Raw genomic sequence first — 21,051 nt, forward strand, 5'->3', positions numbered from 1 at the left:
ATGCCAGCGCTAGAATGCGGGTACTCCATCGCGTGAAATCCCCATGCAACCCGTCAACCAGGCCCGTCTGCAGATTCACTTCTGCGTATTGCTGTGGGGCTTCACCGCGATCCTCGGAAAGCTGATCACGTTGCCGGCCTTACCGCTGGTGTGGTGGCGCATGCTGCTGGTAGTTGCTGCGCTACTGCTGATGCCGAAGGTCTGGCGAGGTCTGCGCGCGATGCCGGCCCGACTGATCTGGGCGTACGCCGGCATCGGCGTGCTGGTGTCGCTGCACTGGCTGAGTTTCTATGCGGCGATAAAGCTGTCGAACGCCTCGGTCGGCGCCACCTGCATCGCGCTGGGGCCGGTGTTCCTCGCCTTCATCGAGCCGTGGATCGCCAAGCGCAGGTTCGATCCGCGCGAGCTGATGATCGGCGTGGCCGTGGTGCCGGGTGTGATGATGGTGGTCGGCGGCGTGCCACATGGCATGCGGCTGGGCATCGCGGTCGGTGTGCTGTCGGCGCTGTTCGTGGCACTGTTCGGCTCGCTCAACAAGCGGCTGGTCGAGCACGGCGATCCGCTCACGGTGACCTGCATCGAGTTGGGCACCGGCACGCTCTTCCTCACTGCGCTGGCACCACTCCTGCCGCATACCGGGCCGGCCTTCGTGCTGCCGAATCTGCATGATGCGCTGCTGCTATTGGCGCTGTCATTCGGCTGCACCTTGCTGCCATTCACGCTGGCGCTGGTGGCGCTGCGCCACATGAGCGCTTTCGGTACGCAGATGGTGACGAACCTGGAGCCGGTCTATGCAATCGTGCTGGCGATCGTGCTGCTGGGGGAACAGCACGAACTGGACCGCTGGTTCTACGCCGGTGTGGCGGTAATCCTCGCGGCAGTATTCGTGCATCCGCTGCTGAATCGTCGGCAGCGCGGCACCAAGCAGCCCGAATTGCTCGGCACCACCGAAAGCCACAGCATCGTCGACTGACTATTGCCGGATGACTCACACGCCGGCGAGTCGTTCGCGCAGATGGTCGATGAAGCTGCGCACTTTTGCCGGTGGCTGCCGCCCCGGATAGACCGCGTGGATGCCGCCTTCGGGCAACCGATACTGCGCCAGCAACACCACCAGCCGGCCGGCGCGGATGTCTTCTTCGGCCAGGTAATCCGGCAGCACTGCCACGCCGGCACCGGCCAGCACCATCGCATGCACCGCCGCCGCGTTGTTGGCCTGGGCCACCGGCTTCATGCGCACCGTGCGCCGGCTGCCACCACTGCTGACGAAGGTCCAGCGCAACGGCGTCGCAAGCACCGACATCGCGATCCAGCCATGCATCGCCAATTGCTCCGGACGACGCGGCGTACCGTGGGCGGCCAGATACGCCGGTGTGGCCACCACCATCTGACGGAAACTGCCCAGACGCAGTGCATGCAGACTGGAATCACGCAGCCAGCCTACGCGTATCGCCAGATCGAAGCGCTCGGCAATCAGGTCGTTGATCCGGTCGCCGATCACCAGATCGACCTGCACTTGCGGATGCAGCTGGCAGAAACTCGCCAGTGCCGGTGCCACTACGGCCATGCCATAGTCGGTCGAAGTGGTGAGGCGCAAGGTCCCGCTGGGTGTATCGCGATTGCCGCCTACCCGCGCAATCGCCGCCTCGGCATCGGCAAGCAGGCGCACGCAATCGGCGTGGAAGAGCGTGCCGGCCTCGGTCAACGACATGCGCCGTGTACTGCGCAGCAGCAGTGTGGTGCCCAGCTCCTGTTCCAGCCTGGCAAGATGCTGGCTGACCATCGCCTTGGTCAGCCCCAGCTGCTCGGCTGCCGCGGTGAACGAGCCGGCACGCACCAGCGCCACGAACACTGCCAGCCGGTTGAGATTGACTTCATTCGCCACAGGCTCACCGCTGTCAACTATAAGTTTACAGTGAATTATGCATTGGATGGTTTATCAAACCAATCGTGACGCGCATGCTTTGCTCCATCAGCCGCCGACTATCCATTGCGCGGCACCTACCGGAGCCACCCATGAAAATCGCACTGTTCGGCGCCACCGGCCACCTCGGCCAGGGCATCCTCCATGAAGCACTGTCGCGTGGTTATGACGTCGTCGCCGTGGTGCGCGACCCTAGCCGCCTCGCCCAGCGCAACGACAGGCTGAAGGTCGTCACCGGTGACGTCGCCCAGCCCGCCAGCTGGCTCGATGCAGTGCGCGGCGTGGATGCGGTGGTCGCCAGCCTGTCCGCGCGCCGCGACGGCAACCCCGACAGCGTGCCCGCCAATGTCGGCGTGCTGCTGGACAACCTGCCGAAGGCTGGCGTGAAGCGCCTGCTATGGGTCGGTGGCGCCGGCTCGCTGGAAGTGGCGCCGGGCGTCAAGGTGATCGACGACCCGCATTTCCCCGACGCCTGGAAACCGGAAGCGACCGCACAGGGCAGCGCACTTGACGTGTTCCGTGCCAGCAAGGCCGACGTGGACTGGACCTATGTCAGCCCGGCCGCCCTGATCGAGGATGGCGAACGCAGTGGCAAGTACCGTGTCGGCGGCGACCAGTTGCTGGTCGATGGCAACGGCGTCAGCCGCATCACCGTTCCTGACTACGCGGTCGCGCTGCTCGATCGCATCGAGAAGCACGATGCGTTGCGCCAGCGCATCACCGTCGCCTACTGAGCGAACCTGCAGGGCACTCGGATAGCTGCGCAGGATCGACGGCACGGCTTCCAGTTCGGCGCTGCTGCTCCTGTCCGCCAGCAGCGCCGGACTCCTACCGGATCAATGACCGCAGCAGGACGTCCGCAACTGCACCGGCGGGCACGGCACGCTACCGTACGAGCAGAACACGCAGCAGTCGCCGGGTTTGGGCCGAAGCAGTTCGCCACACCCGGCGCAGTCGTAAAAGAACTGGCAGGCGTCGGCCGGCATCGTCTCGGTAACCTGGTGGCCGCAATGCGGACAGGTCAACGTACTCTGCAGGATCATTTCAGTGGCCATGCTGCGTGTCCCCGTCATCGGTGGTGGCATCGCGAGTGGAATCCTTGAAGGTCGGTTTGGCGGACATCTGCATGCCCTGCATATCCGCCGCACCATGCGCATCAGTCTCGCCGTGCCCGTGGTCTTCGTCCATATCCTCGTCCGGCGGCGCCCTGGCCACGATGTCCTGGTATTGCGCCGGCGAGAGACCGGGCAGTTTCTGCAGGAACGCCACCATGCTCCAGATGGTGGCGTCGTCGTGGCTGGAGCCCCATGCCGGCATCGCGCTCATCTTGATACCGTGCTTGATCACCCAGAACGCTTCGCGCGGATCGGAACGAAACTTCGCCAATTCGGGCGGTTGCGGATACAGCCCCGGCCGCATTTCGGAGTCGGCCATGCCCGGTGCCAGGTGGCAGCCGGTACACATCGCCGCGTACTGGCCGGCGCCCTTGAGGATCAGCTGCGGGTCGTCGAGGTTCGGCACCGTGAGGGCCTTTGAGCGCCATTCGATCGAACGCTCGCGCAACGTCTGCATCAACGCATGGACCGGCCGCGTGTGGTGATCGTCGGCGCCAATGTTGTAGATGCCGGAGTAGACGAACGCGCCGACTCCAACGACGCCGATGACAACCAGCGCCACCGTGGTCGTGATGATGGTGAAGTGTTTCATGGCTGTCCTCAGAACCAGATATGCACGCCGGCAACGAATTGCCGATCCATCGACGGCTGGCCATCCAGCCGTGCGTAATCAGCGGTCACGCCATAGCGATGGATCCACACGATGCCGATGTAGGGCGCAAACTGCCGACTGACTTCGTAGCGCAGGCGAAGGCCCAGCTGGGTATTGGAGAGGCCGCTGCCGATATGGCTGGCTGGATCGTCGCTGCCGTAGAGATTGAGTTCGAACTCCGGCTGCAGGATTAGCCACTGCGTGAACAGCAACTCGTACTCCGCGCGGAAGCGTGCGGCAGTACGGCCTGATGGCCCAAGGTAGCCTGTCGCTTCCAGCTCGAACCAGTACGGCGCCAGCCCCTGGATGCCGAATGCGGCCCACGAGCGATGCGGACCTTCGCCCACGTCCTGTCGTACGCCGAGCTGGGTGTTCCAAAACGCAGCGACGGCATGGCTCCACAACGCCTCGACCTGGCCCTCTTCGATGCGGCCATGATCGGCATCGCCCTCACTGCGCAGCCACAGCTTGTCGCTGTCGTTGCCATACCAGCCTTCCATATCCCACGCGTTGCCGGTGGCATAACGGCCGTCGGTGAGCTCGAGCTGATCGATCTTCAGCATGCCCAGCGGCTGACTGTCGCTCATGTCCATGCCTGGCATGCTGCTCTGGCCGATGCCATTGGAATAGTCCGGACTGCGCGTGTTCGTCGTGGTCGTGGCGCTGTTAGCCATGGTCGACATCGAGTCGTGACTCGCTTCCGGCTTCACGTCATGGTCCACGCCCGGCATAGCCGAGGAATCCATCTGCATCGGCGGAGCCGCCGGCGTGTCCGCACTTTGCGCCGCAGCGAGCAGCGGCCATGCGAGCAGCATGCAAGCAAACAGCATGCGACGACGCCAGCGAGTAGCGGTGGATATCTTCCTGCGCATGCTCATGACACCACCACCTCGCGCATCATGCCCGCCTCCATGTGATAGAGCATGTGGCAGTGATACGCCCAGCGCCCCGGCGCGTTGGCGGTCACCGCGTAACTGATGCGTTGCGCCGGCTGCACGTTGATGGTGTGCTTGCGCACCTGGAATTCACCGTCGGCATTTTCCAGCTCGCTCCACATGCCATGCAGGTGGATCGGGTGATTCATCATGGTGTCGTTGACCAGCACGATGCGCAGCCGCTCGCCGGTGTTGAAATGCACGGGTTTGGCATCGGAGAACTTCACCCCGTCGAACGACCACATGTAGCGATCCATGTTGCCGGTCAGGTGCAGTTCGATCTCGCGGCCGGGTTCGCGCGTATCGATCGGGCCGCCGATCGTGTGCAGGTCGGCATAGGTCAGCACACGCCGGCCGTTGTCGCGCAGACCGACGCCGGGATCGTCGAGATTCGTGCGCGGCGTGTTCACGCGCATGTCGACACCCGGACCCACTTCCGTGCGTGCATGGCGCACCGCCGGCGCCGCGCCCATGTCCATGTCAACCATGTCAGCCTGACTCATATCACCGTGATCCATGCAGGCCATGTCATGCGATGCATGCGCCCCGCCCATATCGCCCATCATGTCCTGCATGCCGAGCCAGACGCGTGCATCCAGCGCTGGCACCGCAGCCTCCATGCGCGGTCGCGGCGCCAGCGTGCCGCGCGCGTAGCCGCTGCGGTCGATCGACTGCGCGAACAGCGTGTAGGCATGCTCGTCCTGCGGCTCCACGATCACGTCATAGGTCTCGGCGACCGCAATGCGGAATTCGTCGATCGCCACTGGCTCCACGTCCTGGCCATCCGCGCTGATCACGGTCATCTTAAGACCCGGAATGCGCACGTCGAAAATCGTCGCCGCCGAGCCGTTGATGAAGCGCAGGCGGATCTTCTCGCCGGCGCGGAAGATCCCGGTCCAGTTGCCGGCCGGCGCGGTGCCGTTGATCAGATAGGTATAGGTGCTGCCCGACACGTCGCTCAGATCGGTCGGATTCATGCGCATCGCATTCCACATGCGCCGCTGCGCCAGCGCCGGCGCGAGTCCCTCGCGATGCACGTCGCGCATGAAATCGGCGACGGTAGGCTGGGCATGGTTGTAGTAGTCGCTCTGCTTCTTCAGCTTCGCGTAGACATGCTCGGGGTTTTCATCGGTCCAGTCATTCAGCATCACCACGTAGTCGCGATCGGTGGGATGGCGCTCGGGACCGTCCGGCTCGACCACCAGCGCACCATAGAGTCCGGTCTGCTCCTGGAAGCCCGAGTGCGAGTGATACCAGTAGGTGCCGGACTGGCGCAGGGTGAACCGGTAGACGAAGGTCTCGCCCGGCGCGATGCCGGGAAAACTGATCCCCGGCACGCCGTCCATCTGGAACGGCAGCACGATGCCGTGCCAGTGGATCGAGGTGGGCACGCGCAACCGGTTGGTGACGCGCAGCGTGACGGCCGAGCCCTGGCGCACGCGCAGCACTGGCCCCGGCACGCTGCCATTCACCGTGGTAGCGAGCCGCGGCGCCCCGGTGTAGTTCACCGGCGCCTCGAGCACATCGAGTGAAAAATCGGTGCCGCCCGGCACGGTCGGCTCGCCGGCGCTGGTCAGCGCCCAGACCGGCGACGAGCGCCACAGCCCGATGCCGGCAAACGCGCCGCCCAGCGCCAGGCCCTGCACGAAACGACGGCGGGAATAGCTCGGCAGCGCGTCTGCCGAGGGATAAACAGGTTTCATGGTGCAACTCCACATAGCGCGCTCCGGCGTAGCCGGAGTCAGTCATGGCCAGCGTCGCGCAGTGAAGCGCGACAGGTCAGGTCAGCTTGGGGAGTGCGACCAGTGGAGGTCGCAGCGGTGGTGCATGCATGAGCTTGGGCGCGACCACCAAGCCCAGTGGAACAGGCATGGCAGCCGGTGCTACAGGGGGAAACGTTGCCATTGCCATGACCGGCAACGCCGTACCGCACGTCGCCGCACAATGACAGGCGTTCGTCGTGCCGTGACCGGCATGGTCCCGACCGTCGCAACACTCGGCCTTGGCCGACATGGTGTGATGCGCATGATCGGAAGCCTGCGCCAGATGCGCAGCATGGCCGGCAGCAGGCGCCATGCCCATCATCCCGCCTGGTGCCGCATGCACGGGCGCCACTGCAAGCATCAGCCACGCCAGCCATGCCATCACCCGAAGGTGCGGCAAGCGTGCGAGGTGGCGAAGCGTATGGGGCATCGGCGCAGCTTAGGCGCTGCGTTGTCCTGCCTCAACTCTGGACCTGCATCCATCCGGCTTCGCGCCCGGGTATCGAAGCCTCACAACAGGAACCAGCCACCCGCCCGTCTATACTTGGCCACCCTGCCCGCCGTGACCGCCATGAATTACCGCCACGCCTACCACGCCGGCAACTTCGCCGATGTCCTGAAGCACACCGTGCTGCTCGCGCTGATCGAGGCGATGCAGGCCAAGCCGACGCCGTTCTGCTACATCGACACGCATGCCGGGAGCGGCAGCTACGCACTGGACGGCTTCGAGGCGAAGAAGACCGGCGAGCACAAAGACGGCATCACCCGCCTGCATCCGGCCGAGAAGGTACCGCCGCTGCTGCAGCGCTGGCGCAGTCTGATCCTCTCCGGCGAAGGCAACGAACAGGGCCTGAAACACTACCCCGGCTCGCCACTGCAAGTCGCCCGTCTGCTGCGCCCGGATGACAGCGCACAGCTGTGCGAACTGCATACGGATGAAGCCGCCAAGCTGCGCGAACTGCTGCATCGCGACCCGCGCATGCATGTGCATCAGCGCGATGGCTACGAGGCGCTGAAGGCACTCGTGCCGCCGAAGGAAAAACGCGGTCTGGTACTGATCGACCCGCCGTACGAGGCACAGGAAGCCGAGTACAAGCAGATCGAGAAGGCACTGAAGGAAGCGTTGCTGCGCTGGCCCACCGGCGTCTACGCCGTGTGGTATCCGATCAAGCTGCGCAGCCAGGTGCAGCCCTTCCTGCGCGGCCTCCAGCGCAGCAGCGCGAAGCGCGTGCTGCGTGCCGAACTGCTGGTGCACCCGGATGATTCACCGCTGCGCCTCAACGGCTCCGGCATGGTGATCCTCAACGCGCCATGGAACCTCGACGACGTGCTGCGCGAACCGCTGCGCGCGCTGGCCAGCCTGCTGTCACAGGAGCGCCCGGCCGAATGGAAGCTGGACTGGCTGCGACAGGAAGGTGCCGAGCTGCCCGCGCCCAGCCCGTTGCCACCGTCGCGTCTGGCAGCAGCGCGGCCGCCGCTGCGCGGTGCTCCGACGCGCAAGCGCTGATGGCAGGAATACCAAGGAAAGCCTCCTCGAACCTCGTCATGCCGGTCCACTCAAATCTCGTCATTCCGGCGAACCCCACAAAAGGTGGCAAGGGCCGGAGGAGCTCTAAAACAGCGAAGCTGGTCATCGCTTTACTCACAGCGAACCTGGTCATCCATTAGGCCTATCGCAAGATCAACAGCGATTCCGGCCTTCGCCGGAATGACGACAGAAAAGAATTCGAGCTTCCACATATTCCGCTTCCGGCATCGCTGCACGACCTGCCCACGCTGCTTGATGTAGCGTAGGCAACCAACCTCGCCCCATCATGCAGACCGTTCTAGCTCAGTAGCCCTTTGGAGTTTTGACCATGTCCGTCACTGCCCACTCCCTGCGCCACCTGTCCGCTCCGCTGCTTGCGCTGACCCTGGCCGCCTGCGCTCCGGCACCTATCTACCAGAGCGCGCCGAACGCCGTTGTCGCCGTCCCATCCCAGGTGGCGCAGTCTCCCGAGCATTTCACCGGCAACCAAGTGATCTGGGGCGGCCGCATCGTGCAGGTACAGAATTTCCCCGATCACAGCGAAGTCGAATTGCTGGCCTACCCGCTGGATTCCTCGCAGCGACCGCAGGCGAACGACAGCGGCAATGGCCGCTTCATCGCCGTGATGCCCGGCTTCGTGGAGCCGCTCAGCTATCCGCCAGGTGCGCTGATGACGGTCAGCGGCAAGCTCAACGGCAGCCGCGCCGGCAAGGTTGGCGAGGCTGACTACGTGTTCCCGTTGGTCGTCACGGCGCAGTCGCACGTGTGGACACCGGCGGAAATGGAAAAGGGCCGCAACAACATCCACTTCGGCGTCGGCTTGGGCGTCGGCATCCGCTGAACCGGCCTCACCGCGTCCGCGTGACCGCTACACTGCCCAGCCCCAGCCCAAGGATTCGCATCGCATGTCCGGTCACGCCAATTCGCTGAAAGCGATCCTGCTCGCGCTTGGCGCGAACTTCGCGATCTTCGTCACCAAGCTGTTTGCGGCAGTTGTTACCGGCTCCGGCGCGATGCTGGCCGAGGCCGTGCACTCGCTCGCCGACTGTGGCAACCAGTGTCTGCTGCTGCTCGGCATGCGCCAGGCGAAACGTCCACCGTCGGAGGAATTTCCGCTGGGTTGGGGTCGCGCACTGTACTTCTGGTCCTTCCTCGTTGCGATCCTGCTGTTCAGCGTGGGCGGCATGTTCTCGATCTACGAGGGCATCCACAAATTCACCAACCCCGAACCGTTGAAGTGGCCGTGGCTGGCGCTGGGCGTGCTGGTATTCGGCATCGTCGCCGAAAGCTTCTCGATGCGCGGCTGCATGCAGGAGGTCAACAAGGCACGCGGTACGCAGGATCTGTGGACATGGTTCCGCGAGACCCGTTCCAGCGAACTGCTGGTGATCTTCGGTGAAGACCTTGCCGCCCTGATCGGCCTGTGCCTGGCCACACTGGCGATCGGCCTGACCATGCTCACCGGCAACCTGATGTTCGATGCCGCCGGCACCGTCGCGATCGGTGTCCTGCTGATTGTCGTGGCCATACTGGTGGCGATCGAGGTCAAGGCGCTGCTGATCGGCCAGGGCATGGAGCCGCGCCGCCGCGATGAGCTGATGAACTTCCTGAAAAGTCGCCCGGAAGTCGCCGAAGTGCTGAACCTGATCACCCTGCAAATGGGCCCCGACGTGATGGTGGCGGTGAAGGCGCGCATGCAGCCGGTCGCCAGCGACCGCGCACTGATCGACGCGATCAACAGCGTCGAGGCCGCGATGAAGGTCGAGTTCGACGATGTGCGCTGGAGTTTCTTCGAGCCGGATATCGCCGACTGATTGGAAAGTCCACTTTTGGCCAACCGGAGCTCAGGTCGCGCCGACCTTGGCAGCTTCGGTTGTCGACGGAGATGGTTCTGGTGCCAATCTGCGCAGTGCAGCAGCCACTGCGCAACCCAGCAGAGCACCGGCTATCTGCGCGAGCACAAAGCCTGTGACATCCTGAGGTCGTATGCCTGCAAACGTCTGCGTCAACGCACGCGCAAGCGTCACGGCCGGATTCGCGAAGGATGTGCTCGCGGTAAACCAGTAGGCGGCGAAGATATAGCTCGCCACCAGAGCCGGGACAGCAGCTGGCCGGTGACGACGACCCAACAGGATGGTCAGCATCAGCCCGAATGTGGCCATGCCTTCGCTGATCCACTGTGGCGGCCCGGCGCGCACGTGCATGCCGACCTGGATCAGTGGCAGGCCGAACATGAGGTGGGCAAGCATCACTCCCGCTACCGCGGCGACCAGCTGCGCCACGACATAAGCCAGTGCATCGCGATTGCCGATCTCGCGATGGATGCGCATGATCAGCGTGACCACCGGGTTGAAATGCGCACCCGAGATCGGCCCCAACAACTCGACAAGAACGTAAAGGACGCAGGCCGTCGCGGCAGCATTCGCCAGCAGGGCGATCGCGTTGTTCCCGTTCGCAAGGGCCACACCCATGATGCCCGAGCCAACCACCGTGGCCAGCAGCAGCGACGTGCCGATGAATTCTGCCAGCAATTTTCGCCAGAGGTTCATCAGAGCGTTGCCAGCAGGGTTCGGACGCGGAATGCGATGTCGTCGCGGACTGCACGATAGGCGTCATCATCCATGTGCTTCGGATCAGCCAAGCCCCAGTCTTCCCGACGCTTGGTCGGCACCCAGGGGCACTCGTCGCCGCAGCCCATTGTGATCACGGCGTCGAACTCACCCTCAACTTCGCCGAGCGATTTGGAGGCATGCGTTGTCAGGTCGTAGTCCAGTTCCGCCATGAACCGGACGGCCTTCGGATTGATCAGCCCTGAGGGCCGGGATCCCGCGCTCAGGGCTTCCACCTGATCCCCGCCATGGATGTGCGCGAACGCTTCCGCCATCTGGCTGCGATTGGAGTTTTCGATGCAGACGAACAAGACGCGTTTCATAGCTTCCGCCGTGTGGGTTTGCATACGGCCACGGGGGCACAGCAATTCGCATCGGCCGAAATCGCACAGCAGTTCTCCGTGAGGAAGCCAAGCAGCGCATTCATCTGGATGTAGTCCGCACGGCACTGGATCACGCGTCCCAGCCGCTCGTCACTGACCATCCCCGCACGGCGCAGGATGTGCAGGTGGTTGGTCAGCGTGGCTCCGGCCAGGCCCGTCGCTGCGGCGAGTTCGCCCACGGCCATGCCCTCCTCGCCGGCTTGGACGAGCAAACGGAAGATGTTCAAGCGATGCTCCTGGGCCAGAGCATTGAGGCATGCGAGCGCGGTTTTTGATTTCATATTTCTATATTTATGGAAATATGAAATCAAATCAAGACCCGGAAAATCAGTGAAGAACGGTCGACGCTGGCTGAAATTGTCCCCTTGACTAGTCTCGCAGAAAAAAAGATGGCCCTCAGTAGAGGGCCATCTGGGCACTGTCGAGGATCACTTGCCGGATGGCTGATAAGTCAGATCCGCGCTGTAGCTGTCCACATGGGACGACACATCCTGGATGGCGTCATTGAGTGACTTGCGCAACGCAGCGGCGTCTTCCTTGCCATACGTATTCTCGACCATCTTCCATAGTGTCGGATTGGCATCTTCGCCGAAGTCTGCCCAGCTCCTGGAGAAACTCACCACCATGAAATCCGGCGCCCCTTGATCACCGTCCTTGACCTTCGCAATCATGAAATGCTCTGACCACTTGGATTTTTCGGCAGCCGCGGCGATTTTCCTGGCCACACTCGTGAATGCCTCAGATGCATCGTGGCCGGGCTTGAGCTTGAAGTAGGTGACTTCCGTCAGCGCAGACGTCTTGGGCATGCCACCGGGCATATAGGTGAGTTCAGGCATGGGTTCAAGAAATGCGCTTGTCTCGCTTTTCAGATGCGGATTCACCTCCGTCCGCCACGTTTGATCGCACGCCTTGCCCGCGGTGTGCATCGCATCGAAAGTTTCCCATGTCGAGGGATCCGAAATATACGAGTACCGATACGTGTCACCCGTTTCATGCAGCAACGCGACCCACGCATATTTGAAGCCATGCTGGCCCAGGCACTGGTTGTAGCTCTTGACTCCAGCCTCGTAGGCTTGCTGATCTGCGGGCGCCACGGTATCGGTGTAATCCCGGATGACATGCGTCTTGCCCATTTCTGCTGCGTGGACGCCAGCGATGCACAACAGTGCAGCCATCGACGCCATCCAGGGTTTCATGCTTTTCATAAAAGCCTCCCTCAGAGCTTGCGCTCTGCAGTTCATGGATTGTGTTGCTGTCTCCCCTCTTCGCTGGAATGCGAAGGCCGAGAAGTATGCGCGCATACAAAACCATACAGAACGGCATTAGCAATACACTGATTCAAATGAATATTTATGCCGTGCGCAAACCCGTGCTCTGCGCTGCATCCGGCAAAGCGAATCGCCATGGGATGGAAAACGTCGGCGTACACGGGGATGCCGCCATGCTGGGATCAAGGCCGCAAGGGGCATATCGCCTGAGTGAAGCGAAAACCGCAGAACTCGGCATGACTCACCGGCATCAGAGGAAAAGACAACTCGCCATGCTTACGAACCGACGGCGAAGACCTTGTTGCACAGTGCGCCTAGTCGTTTTGCCAATGCTTCCGCGCCGATGTTGGTGTCGGTGTTGCTGGAACGGCTCGCGAAACAATACAGCTTGCCCTTCCTGCTCAGCACCTCAAAACCGTTGGATGCCCTGCGCCGCGCTTGGTCGCCTACGCCGGGCAAGTCCACGAAATTGGCGCTATCGGGACTCGCAGTGACGTCGTTCCAGGACATTTCAGCGGTAGTGTCTTTGCCGATCCATACCTGGATCGCAACGCGCTCATTTTCGAAAGTGCAGCCGTTTGAGAGCGGGTTGCGGCTGAGCTCGATCGGCGATTCGAGGATGCCGGCAACGTCCGCCGTAGTGAAAAGCTTGTCGCAATCCAGCGACTTGACGGGGTCGCTGGTGCCGTCATCGGCTGCTGCAGACGCCGCGACGGGACCGGTTCCACCGTTCGATGCGGGGTGATTGGCGGATTGCGAACATGCAGCGGTTGTGCAACATGCGAATGCCAGCATGAGCAAAGGTAGTTTCAAGTGCGACATGATGTTCTCCTCATGATGGTCTGCCTAGTTCACGCCAGCCGGAGGCTGCACGTTGCCGTGATCGAAGTGTGCCGAGACATGAACTTTGCGGTCGCCTGCCTGTGTAACCGCTTCGGTCTTCAGAGGCAGGCCACTGGCGTTGCTGAGCCATATCTGGGTATCGCTGCTGCTCGCCGGCGTCGTGGTTTGTATAAGCACCGCGTAAACCGTTGCGACTTGGCCGTCGACCGTTTCGGTGCGCAGCGATCTGCAGTTCGAAAACGATGCGCCGGTTTCACGCGTCAAATCGATCACATCCTGCGACGTCATCGGAGTTTTCGTCCAATGTCCTCTCATGCCGATGTACAGCGCGTGGGTCGTATAGATCTTCTCGACCGATTTTTTTCCGTCGGCCATCGCGATTTCGTGGTACGGCGTATTCGCCTGCTTCATCATGGCGTCCGAAATCGGCTTGCAGGACGCATCATCGGCGTGCACCGGTGCGCTGGCGATCGCGCAGATCAGGACGGATGCAGCAAGCGCCCCAAAGGCACAGCTGAAGACGAGTCTGTTTCTGGCAAGACTGTTCATGGTGTTTTCCTGATGGATGGAGGGCCATGTGATGGCTCGTCGAGGCGGATGGCGACGACGTAACTCAGAGATGTGGCATGGCCGGAACGAAAGCGATCTGGGTCACGCTGCCATGCGCGTAAATCATGATGCTGCCGCTGGGGCATGCGTACTTGATGCCTTGCGATGCGCTGGTGCGCACGCAGGATTTCGGTGCGTTGGAGCTGTACCAGCCGTCTACCGTCGGCACCGAGTCGCTGGTTTCGAGCACCAGCGGGACGCCCATGGCGATCGCCGACGCCGGCATGTCATTCATGTTGTGGCCGTTCGGATACATCGGCAATTTCCCATTGAGCTGAACCGCCAAGGCCGTGGAGCAAGCGAGCACGCTTGTCGTGAACAATGCGATAGCTGTCAAGCGATGCATGATGATTTCCTCCGGTTGAGTTTCAGTTCGCCGCAAAAATCTTGTTGCACAGATCGCCGAATTTCTTGCGCATATCTCCGGAGGGCTGAATCACGGCAGCGCCGGCTTTGCTGATGACGCAGAGCCGGTCATTCTTTGATGCGGCGTCGAGTTCGCCTAGTTCGGAGACCCACACGGCGCTGTCGCCCACACCGTTGATCGGCGTGGCAGTGGACCCCATGGCGCCACTGAGCCAAGCCTGGATCGTGGATCCCCCGTTGGCAGAGCGCAGCGTGACCATGATCTTCGGACCGCCCTGGGCCTCGGTGGCGGTAATGAAATAGCAGGTTTGCGGATCGCCCTCGAGCGGCTTGGTGCCGGTGATCGGCTCGCTCAGGATGCCGGCCATATCCGCCGCGACCAGCAGTTTCCGGTCACAGACATTCCCTGCGGCGGCCGTTGCTGCATGGGTCGCAGGGTCGGCCGTGCCGGCTGTTGCCCCCGTGGTGGTCGATGCGGATTTCGAGCAGGCCACGAAAAGGCAACTGGCGCCGGCGAGCACGATGCAGCGAATGATGGGTTTGAGCATGGTCGTTTCCTCTGGATGGAATGACTGATTGACGTGTTGCTCAGCGCGCGGCGAAAGCCGCCTCGCACATCTTTCCGGCGACCTGCTTCCAATCGCCGTTCAACAACCTGGCATCGACAGCGAAACGCGTCTCGCAGGCAATCGAGCCATGCACCACGTCGACCCACTGCATCTCCTCGCGACCGACGGTATAGCGGGCCTTGTCGCCAAACCCGGACAACGCTGCGTAACCCTTCTTGCCGGAATCGTCGAAGAGTCCATCCGTATCGTCGTGCAGGCTCACATCGATCTGGGAATCCCGCTGCCGGAAAATGCATCGCACATAATCCCGTTCCCCCGCATGCATTTCATCGGTGGTGCTGTCGTCGATCGAGAACGAGGTCAGCGGCGCCGTCACCATCGGCTGCACTGAAGCCTGCAATTTCGCGCAGAACGCCGCGGCAATTGGCGTGGTCGCGCTGGCGTCGAAGAACGTGGATGCGCCCTGCGAACAAGCGCTCAGTATGCAGAGCGCTGCAACGATGACCATGCTGCTCTTGCCGAAAATGGCCATGACCATGACTCCGGGTTGTGAAAGGCGAGTGGGTCGCATCGTCCGGCGGCGGCGCCGGCACGCTGCGGTGAAAAGACTGCGTTCGACGCTCATCGGCGTGCGCTCGCGTCGAAATCGGGTGTGGCAAGCACCGCAAAGCTGCCGCTCCACGGATGCGGGTAATCGCTGCTGCGCAGGAAGTTCTGCATCGATCCGTGGTAGCCCGGCTGGCCCGGCAGGATCTGGATCGTGACGATGCCGCCACGCTGCGCATCGATCGCACCGGCGTGCACGGCGGCGCCACAGATCGACGAGGCATCGGTGTACAGGCCGCTACCGGTGACCGAACCGGCCCTCGGCTTGCCCGACGGGCAGCGGAACCGATAGCGATCACCGTTCATCCCGCGAAGGTTCAAATCCAACGGACTGGTCTGCCAGTCGAGCGTCGGCAGCACGGTGCTCGACGCCGCTCGGTGGCAGGCGCCCTGTACAACGAGCAGCGCGAGTACAACGAACTGGAGAATGCGGTGCATGATGAGCTCGCACAGGCAGCTGACGGGATGGGTGATCAGCGTGGGCTGAAGCACGCGCCCTGTCCCTTCCGTGGCTCTGGCATTTTTCTGGCAGAATTCCTGCTTGCTTCCTGCCTTGAGCTGGAGCCGTGTCCGCCCAAATGAATACGGTCTACCACTTCGCCGAGTGCGAGCTCGATCCACACGAGCGCAGACTGCTTGTGCATGGGCAGGCAGTGACCCTGACGCCGAAGGTATTCGACACGCTGGTGTTGCTGGTCGAACGCGCCGGGCATGTGGTCAGCAAGGATGAATTGATGGCCGCGCTGTGGCCGCGCGGTTTCGTGCACGAATCGAACCTGACCAAGCACATCTGGCTGATCCGGCGTGCCCTGGGCGACGACGGCGGCGAAAGTCGCTGCATCGAAACCGTGCCCAAGCTTGGCTATCGGTTCATCGCGCCGGTTTCCCGCACGGCGAACGAAACCGCAGCGACGGCAACCGCAGCCATGCAACCGGCCTACGTTGGCGTGGACGCGGCACCAGTGCCGGTGCTGGCCGAACCAGACGGGCGCACGATCGATACAGGCACTCCGCTCCCCGTACCCACCAGCTCGGTTGCACGCAAGCGACGGCTTGGCCTGCCCGCGGTCATCATTGCAACGGCATCCGTGCTGATCGTTGCAGTGATGCTGCGCTGGCATGCCGTGCAGACACCGGTTGCCAGCGTGGCCGGCACACCCGGCAGCGCGGTCGCAATCGTCGACTTCAACAACCTCTCGAGCAATCCCAAGGATGCATGGCTGGCGCCCGCGCTGACCGAAATGCTGGCGACTGAAATCACCGCAGGCGGTCGCCTGCATGCGATTCCCGACGAACTGGTGAGGGCGGCGCACGCCGACCTCCCTGCGCCCATGGCTGGCGGCTATGCATCAACCAGCCTGTCGCAACTGCATCAACGTCTGGGCAGCGATTACGTGCTCAGCGGCAGTTACCTGGTTTTCGGCGACACCGAAGCGCCGCAGCTTCGACTCGATCTGGCCGTGCAGGATGCGCGCAGCGGCGCGATGGTGGCCGACCTGTCGCGTTCGGGTGCGGTATCCGAGCTGCCCGCCCTGGTGGTCGCCGCCGGTGCCGGCCTGCGCGACAAGCTCGGCATCGGCGCGCTGAGCGGGGATACCTTGCGCCAGGCCGCCAACGCACAGCCGCCGACTGCCGAGGTGGCACGACACATCGGATTCGCGCTGGATGCCCTGCAGAAATACGACCCGTCGCGCGCGCGCGACGAATTGCTGCAGGCGATCGCGCAGGCTCCGGGCTATGCACCGGCTTACATGTATCTCGCCCAGGCGTGGGCGGCACTGGGCTATCGCGCGAAGGCGCTCGCCGCATCGAAACAGGCGCTGGCCAATGCCGCGGGGCTGCCGGAAGAACAGCGCCTGCAGATCGAAGGGCAGCAATACAACATGCAGGCCGATCAGCCGCGCACCATCGAGACATGGCGCAAGCTGGTGGCATTGCGGCCACAGAATCCCGATTACCCATTGCAGCTGGTCGCTGCGCTGGTGGCTGCTGGCAGGAACGACGAGGCCGACACCGCGCTGAGCGCCCTGCGTCGACTCCCCGGCGCTGGTGATGACCCGAGAGTCGAGCTGGCCGCGCTGAACATCGCGACCGCACGTGCTGACGCCAAGGCGGTCATGGCTCACGCGCAGCGCGCGTTGCAGCTTGCGCAGACACGCGCCGAACCGGGCCTGATCGCCAGCGCGCAACTGCAACTAGGCATCGCTTCCGGCAATACCGACGCCGCCGAGTCCATGTTGCGCAGTGCCGCGAGCAGCTTCCGGAAAATCGGCAATCCGCATGGCGAGGCGCAGTCGTATCAGAATCTAGCCAACCTGTTCTTCAATCGCAACCAGATCCCGGCGGCGCGCGAGACCTATGAGCGTGCGATGGCGATCTATCAGGGTATTGGTGACCTGGGCGGCGTCGCTGCGATCTACGATGACCTGAGCCGCATGCTGTGGGCCGCCGGCGATCGCGATGGCACCGAGGCCGCCTTGCGCCAGGCCTTGCAGATCGGTCGCGAGACCAATGATCTGGAACGCCAGGCATGGAGCCTGACCGGGCTGGCTACGGTGATGTCGGACGAATCCGCTGGCGACGAAGTGGTCAACATGTACCGGCAGGCGCTCGCGCTCGACGAACAGGCCAGCAAACGCTCGCATCATGTCTTCGTGCTGGCCGCCTATAGCGACCTGTTGCGCGAACGCGGTGAACTGGATCTCGCACGCGATACCTGCAGCAAGGGACAAGCCGAAGCCCGCGCGCTGGGTGACCCAGAGCAGATCACCACGATCAATTTCGAATGTGCGCAGATCGCGCTGGATCGTGGCGACGTCGATGCTGCATCGGCCGTATTCAAATCGATTGCGCAGCGTGCCAAGACCGCTGGCGACACGTTCAACCTCGCCAATGCACAACTCATGCTCGGCCAGATCGCGATGGGGCGATTGCACTGGCCCGAGGCCATCGAGGCGTTGCGAATCTCCCTGGATAACTGGACCACGAGCCAGGAAACCACGGGCGAAGCCGTCAGCGAAGGCTTGCTGGCATTGTGCTATTCGGCTTCGGGTGACAAAGCCGCGCGAGACAAGGCAGCCGTGCATGCACGCGACTTGCGCGGAAGAAGCAACCAGCGACAGGAAATCCTCACCCTCGACATCGCACAGGTGCAGCTGCAAAGCGATATCGACACCCACGAAAACGGCGCAGCTGCCTTGCAGGCGCTTGCCGACGACGCAACGAAACGTGGATGGCTTGGCATGGCACTGGAAGCCAGGCTCGCGAGGGTGCAGGTGCTGGAGCACGGGGCCGATCCCGCCGCCGCCAGGGAAGCACATGACGAACTCGCGAAGGACGCCGATCAGCATGGCTATGGCTGGGTCATGCAGCGACTTGCAATGACGCCGGCACACTCCCAACCGTAATGCGATGCTGGGCCGCCTCCAGCGCCAACGAGACCGTGCATATGATAAGACCCATCGCGATCCTGGCCGGTTTGTTGTATGCGGGACTGGTTCTTGCGCAGACCGCGGCACCGTCACCGGACGCGCTGATGCAACGCGTTGCCGCGAGCGAGCAGCGTCTGTCTGACTGGGCGGAGCTGGCACGTTACCGCGACGAAAACAGCAAGCTTGCCGCACCGAGTCGCGGCGAGGCGCGCGTGGTCTTCATGGGCGATTCGATCACCGATTTCTGGGGCCGCAGCAGCGGCGTGTTCTTTCCCGGCAAGCCCTACATCAACCGCGGTATCAGCGGCCAGACCACACCGCAGATGCTGGTGCGTTTCCGACCGGACGTCATCGCGCTGAAACCCCGCGTGGTGGTGATTCTCGCCGGCACCAACGACCTCGCCGGCAATACCGGGCCGTCCACGCTCGGCATGATCGAGGACAACCTCGCATCGATGGCTGAACTGGCGCGCGCCCACCACATCAAGGTCGTGCTCGCCTCGCTCACGCCAGTCAATGACTACGCCGATGCTGGCATGACCAAGGGCCGGCCGCCGCAGGAAATCCGCGAGCTGAATGCGTGGATCAAGTCTTATGCGCAGCGCGCGCATTTCGTCTATCTGGATTACTACGATGCGCTACTCGACACCCATCAGATGCTGAAAAAAGATCTGTCAGCCGACGGGCTGCATCCGAATGCCGCCGGCTATGCCGTGATGGCACCGCTGGCGCAACAGGCGATCGAACAGGCCTTGCGGCACTAGCCATGCCCTTGCCTGGAGGAAAGCGATGCTTCGACCGTCGCTTCAGATTTGCGGCGACTGCTTCAACTCCAGCAAATCCCAGCCATTGCCGTACAGATCCTCGAACACCGCGACCGTGCCGTAGACCTCGTGGCGCGGTTCCTCGCGAAAGTGCACGCCGGCTGTGCGCATGCGCTGCCAGTCGCGCTGAAAATCGTCGGTGTGCAGCAACAGGAATACCCGACCGCCGGTCTGGTTGCCGATACGCGAGACCTGCTCGTCGCCGTTCGCCTTGGCCAGCAACAGACGGGTTTCGCGTGAACCGGGCGGCGCCAGCAACACCCAGCGCTTGCCGCCGCCCATGTCGGTGTCTTCGATCAGCTCGAAGCCCAATGCCCTCGTGTACCACGTGATCGCCTCATCGTAATCGGCGACCAGCAGCGCCAAGGCGCCAAGATGCTGGTTCATTTCCTGCCTGCCTTCAGTGTCGGTATTGGGCCCAACTCCACCTGCAGTTTCTTGGTCAGCTTCGCGCGCACCAGGGTGTAGGCGTCGAGAATGAGGGCTTGCAGTTCGGCGGTGCCAAAACGCTGCGGTTCGGTGACCGAGATCCAGCGGGAGCGCGCCATGTACGGCGCGGGCATGATGCCAGGCTGATCGGTCAGTTCCAGGAAGCGTTCGTCGGCGACTTTGAACGACAGCCGCCCTCCTTCGCTGCCGTCCGACGGCGTCACCACGAACATCTTGCCGCCGACGCTGAACACCAGGTCCGCGCCCCATTTGATGTCGCGCGTCACGCCCGGCCACCTGCCGCACAACGCCTCCAGCTGGCGGGGTGTGAGGCCGTTGGCCTGCTTGCTGGTCATGCCGCTGCTCCGCTGGAATCCGATGTGCATTGTGCCGTGCGTGGCCAAACCCTGTCTGTGGCATCACCGTAATGCCGTGCCGCAGCAGGAAGACGACTGGTCATCAGCGCTTGGCGGGACGTGCTTCGGCTGCCCCTGATATGGTCCGTTATTGAAAATTCATGTTGCAATGCACACAATACGCAAAAGTATGGAACTGCCATGATCCCCGCCATCGACTTTGCCGCCCCTGACCGCTTTGCACCGCTGCCGCCGCGCAGCAGCGAACGCTTTGCCCGCCCGCGCGTGGCGCCATCGAGTACCGGCGAATCGGTGCGTACCCGCGACGGCCGCGAGCTGGTGCTGCGCGCGATCGAGCCAGGCGACGTGGCGGCGATGCAGCGTTGTTTCACCCGGCTGTCGCCGGAGGACATCCGCCGCCGCTTCCTGCATGCGATGTCCGAATTGCCGGCGCCGATGGCGCAGCGGCTGTGCCGGATCGACCCGGCATTCGAGACGGGCTACGTGCTGATGGACGAAACGGTGACGCCGGCCGAGATGCGCGGCGTGGGCCGGATCTACGTCGACGAGGCCACCGACACGGCTGAATTCTCGGTGCTGGTAGAGCAGGACTGGGGCCGCATCGGCCTCGGTGCGCTGCTGATGCAGCGACTGGTCGATGACTCGCGCCGCCGCAAGCTCGCCGAACTGTGGGGCTACGTGCTGCAGGAAAACCGGCCGATGCTGGAGCTGTGCAAGGAGTTGGGCTTCAGCCAACGCCTGATCCCGGACGAACCCGGCACGGCGCTGATCACGCTGAAGCTCTGATCGACCACCCGCACGCACAAACAGCCCCGGCCAG

At 63.1% G+C, this 21,051-nt stretch carries 25 protein-coding genes and 1 pseudogene; 8 read left to right on the forward strand and 18 right to left on the reverse strand.

Features of this window, described 5'->3' with window-relative positions:
* Nucleotides 1–43 precede the first annotated feature (43 nt).
* Nucleotides 44–973 carry a DMT family transporter gene (locus tag B0E48_RS12110; protein WP_077518322.1) on the forward strand — a complete coding sequence of 310 codons (930 nt, stop codon included), beginning with the start codon at nt 44–46 and terminating at the stop codon, nt 971–973.
* A gap of 15 nt (nt 974–988) precedes the next feature.
* Here B0E48_RS12110 and B0E48_RS12115 read toward each other — a convergent pair whose 3' ends face one another.
* Nucleotides 989–1,885 (reverse strand): LysR family transcriptional regulator, encoded by an 897-nt coding sequence (locus B0E48_RS12115; protein ID WP_077518323.1) that lies wholly within the window; start codon nt 1,883–1,885, stop codon nt 989–991.
* Nucleotides 1,886–2,016: 131 nt separating this feature from the next.
* Between B0E48_RS12115 and B0E48_RS12120 the strand changes: the two genes are divergently transcribed.
* A complete protein-coding gene (locus B0E48_RS12120; protein WP_077518324.1) occupies nt 2,017–2,658 on the forward strand; it encodes an NAD(P)-dependent oxidoreductase in 642 nt (213 codons plus the stop codon).
* A 102-nt stretch (nt 2,659–2,760) separates the two neighbouring features.
* On the opposite strand, the gene B0E48_RS18070 is transcribed toward B0E48_RS12120, so the two are convergent.
* The 5 genes and pseudogenes from B0E48_RS18070 to B0E48_RS12145 all read right to left on the reverse strand — a co-directional run bounded on the left by B0E48_RS18070 (nt 2,761) and on the right by B0E48_RS12145 (nt 6,819).
* Complete coding sequence (locus B0E48_RS18070) at nt 2,761–2,979, reverse strand: GDCCVxC domain-containing (seleno)protein (RefSeq protein WP_254423948.1); 219 nt, start codon at nt 2,977–2,979, stop codon at nt 2,761–2,763.
* 55 nt (nt 2,980–3,034) lie between these two features.
* A pseudogene (locus tag B0E48_RS12130) lies at nt 3,035–3,631 on the reverse strand (cytochrome c); the annotation flags it as partial.
* A gap of 8 nt (nt 3,632–3,639) precedes the next feature.
* Complete coding sequence (locus B0E48_RS12135; RefSeq protein WP_077518327.1) at nt 3,640–4,569, reverse strand: copper resistance protein B; 930 nt, start codon at nt 4,567–4,569, stop codon at nt 3,640–3,642.
* Nucleotides 4,566–6,329: a copper resistance system multicopper oxidase gene (locus B0E48_RS12140; protein WP_077518437.1), complete on the reverse strand. Its 1,764-nt coding sequence runs from the start codon at nt 6,327–6,329 to the stop codon at nt 4,566–4,568. The genes B0E48_RS12135 and B0E48_RS12140 overlap by 4 nt, the downstream gene beginning before the upstream one ends.
* 76 nt (nt 6,330–6,405) lie before the next feature.
* On the reverse strand, nt 6,406–6,819 hold the full coding sequence (locus B0E48_RS12145) for a hypothetical protein (RefSeq protein WP_077518328.1): 414 nt from the start codon (nt 6,817–6,819) through the stop codon (nt 6,406–6,408).
* Between the two features lie 141 nt (nt 6,820–6,960).
* On the opposite strand from B0E48_RS12145, the gene rlmJ reads away from it, so the two are divergent.
* From rlmJ to B0E48_RS12160, 3 genes are all read left to right on the forward strand, one after another.
* Nucleotides 6,961–7,896, forward strand: coding sequence for a 23S rRNA (adenine(2030)-N(6))-methyltransferase RlmJ (gene rlmJ / locus B0E48_RS12150; protein WP_077518438.1), 936 nt, complete (start codon nt 6,961–6,963; stop codon nt 7,894–7,896).
* Nucleotides 7,897–8,245: 349 nt separating this feature from the next.
* Entirely contained in the window at nt 8,246–8,758 is a 513-nt protein-coding gene (locus B0E48_RS12155; RefSeq protein ID WP_077518439.1) for a Slp family lipoprotein, read from the forward strand.
* A gap of 64 nt (nt 8,759–8,822) precedes the next feature.
* Nucleotides 8,823–9,731: a cation diffusion facilitator family transporter gene (locus B0E48_RS12160; protein WP_077518329.1), complete on the forward strand. Its 909-nt coding sequence runs from the start codon at nt 8,823–8,825 to the stop codon at nt 9,729–9,731.
* A gap of 30 nt (nt 9,732–9,761) precedes the next feature.
* On the opposite strand, the gene B0E48_RS12165 is transcribed toward B0E48_RS12160, so the two are convergent.
* The 10 genes from B0E48_RS12165 to B0E48_RS12210 form a co-directional block, all read right to left on the reverse strand.
* The gene (locus B0E48_RS12165) at nt 9,762–10,466 is read right to left on the reverse strand and encodes an aquaporin (protein WP_077518330.1); all 705 of its coding nucleotides are present in this window, start codon (nt 10,464–10,466) and stop codon (nt 9,762–9,764) included.
* The gene (locus tag B0E48_RS12170; RefSeq protein ID WP_077518331.1) at nt 10,466–10,849 is read right to left on the reverse strand and encodes an arsenate reductase ArsC; all 384 of its coding nucleotides are present in this window, start codon (nt 10,847–10,849) and stop codon (nt 10,466–10,468) included. Before B0E48_RS12170 ends, B0E48_RS12165 begins: the two co-directional genes overlap by 1 nt.
* Nucleotides 10,846–11,190, reverse strand: coding sequence for a metalloregulator ArsR/SmtB family transcription factor (locus B0E48_RS12175; RefSeq protein ID WP_077518332.1), 345 nt, complete (start codon nt 11,188–11,190; stop codon nt 10,846–10,848). The genes B0E48_RS12170 and B0E48_RS12175 overlap by 4 nt, the downstream gene beginning before the upstream one ends.
* A 147-nt stretch (nt 11,191–11,337) precedes the next feature.
* Nucleotides 11,338–12,114: a hypothetical protein gene (locus B0E48_RS12180; protein ID WP_077518333.1), complete on the reverse strand. Its 777-nt coding sequence runs from the start codon at nt 12,112–12,114 to the stop codon at nt 11,338–11,340.
* 339 nt (nt 12,115–12,453) lie between these two features.
* On the reverse strand, nt 12,454–12,999 hold the full coding sequence (locus tag B0E48_RS12185; RefSeq protein ID WP_139350251.1) for a hypothetical protein: 546 nt from the start codon (nt 12,997–12,999) through the stop codon (nt 12,454–12,456).
* A 24-nt stretch (nt 13,000–13,023) separates the two neighbouring features.
* Nucleotides 13,024–13,569, reverse strand: coding sequence for a hypothetical protein (locus B0E48_RS12190; protein ID WP_077518335.1), 546 nt, complete (start codon nt 13,567–13,569; stop codon nt 13,024–13,026).
* Nucleotides 13,570–13,633: 64 nt separating this feature from the next.
* Entirely contained in the window at nt 13,634–13,975 is a 342-nt protein-coding gene (locus tag B0E48_RS12195) for a hypothetical protein (protein WP_139350252.1), read from the reverse strand.
* A 22-nt stretch (nt 13,976–13,997) separates the two neighbouring features.
* Complete coding sequence (locus B0E48_RS12200; RefSeq protein WP_077518337.1) at nt 13,998–14,543, reverse strand: hypothetical protein; 546 nt, start codon at nt 14,541–14,543, stop codon at nt 13,998–14,000.
* A gap of 40 nt (nt 14,544–14,583) precedes the next feature.
* Nucleotides 14,584–15,189 carry a hypothetical protein gene (locus B0E48_RS12205; RefSeq protein ID WP_139350253.1) on the reverse strand — a complete coding sequence of 202 codons (606 nt, stop codon included), beginning with the start codon at nt 15,187–15,189 and terminating at the stop codon, nt 14,584–14,586.
* Nucleotides 15,186–15,608 (reverse strand): LCCL domain-containing protein, encoded by a 423-nt coding sequence (locus B0E48_RS12210; RefSeq protein WP_139350254.1) that lies wholly within the window; start codon nt 15,606–15,608, stop codon nt 15,186–15,188. Before B0E48_RS12210 ends, B0E48_RS12205 begins: the two co-directional genes overlap by 4 nt.
* A 128-nt stretch (nt 15,609–15,736) precedes the next feature.
* On the opposite strand from B0E48_RS12210, the gene B0E48_RS12215 reads away from it, so the two are divergent.
* Nucleotides 15,737–18,577 (forward strand): winged helix-turn-helix domain-containing protein, encoded by a 2,841-nt coding sequence (locus B0E48_RS12215; protein WP_217317975.1) that lies wholly within the window; start codon nt 15,737–15,739, stop codon nt 18,575–18,577.
* Between the two features lie 41 nt (nt 18,578–18,618).
* Nucleotides 18,619–19,365, forward strand: coding sequence for an SGNH/GDSL hydrolase family protein (locus B0E48_RS12220; protein WP_077518440.1), 747 nt, complete (start codon nt 18,619–18,621; stop codon nt 19,363–19,365).
* 42 nt (nt 19,366–19,407) lie between these two features.
* On the opposite strand, the gene B0E48_RS12225 is transcribed toward B0E48_RS12220, so the two are convergent.
* The gene (locus tag B0E48_RS12225) at nt 19,408–19,812 is read right to left on the reverse strand and encodes a VOC family protein (RefSeq protein ID WP_077518341.1); all 405 of its coding nucleotides are present in this window, start codon (nt 19,810–19,812) and stop codon (nt 19,408–19,410) included.
* Complete coding sequence (locus B0E48_RS12230; RefSeq protein ID WP_077518441.1) at nt 19,809–20,210, reverse strand: MmcQ/YjbR family DNA-binding protein; 402 nt, start codon at nt 20,208–20,210, stop codon at nt 19,809–19,811. The genes B0E48_RS12225 and B0E48_RS12230 overlap by 4 nt, the downstream gene beginning before the upstream one ends.
* Before the next feature lie 201 nt (nt 20,211–20,411).
* Between B0E48_RS12230 and B0E48_RS12235 the strand changes: the two genes are divergently transcribed.
* Nucleotides 20,412–21,017, forward strand: coding sequence for a GNAT family N-acetyltransferase (locus B0E48_RS12235; RefSeq protein ID WP_077518342.1), 606 nt, complete (start codon nt 20,412–20,414; stop codon nt 21,015–21,017).
* The last annotated feature ends 34 nt before the right edge of the window (nt 21,018–21,051 follow it).

It is taken from the genome of Rhodanobacter sp. C03 (genome assembly GCF_002001175.1).
GTDB lineage: Bacteria > Pseudomonadota > Gammaproteobacteria > Xanthomonadales > Rhodanobacteraceae > Rhodanobacter.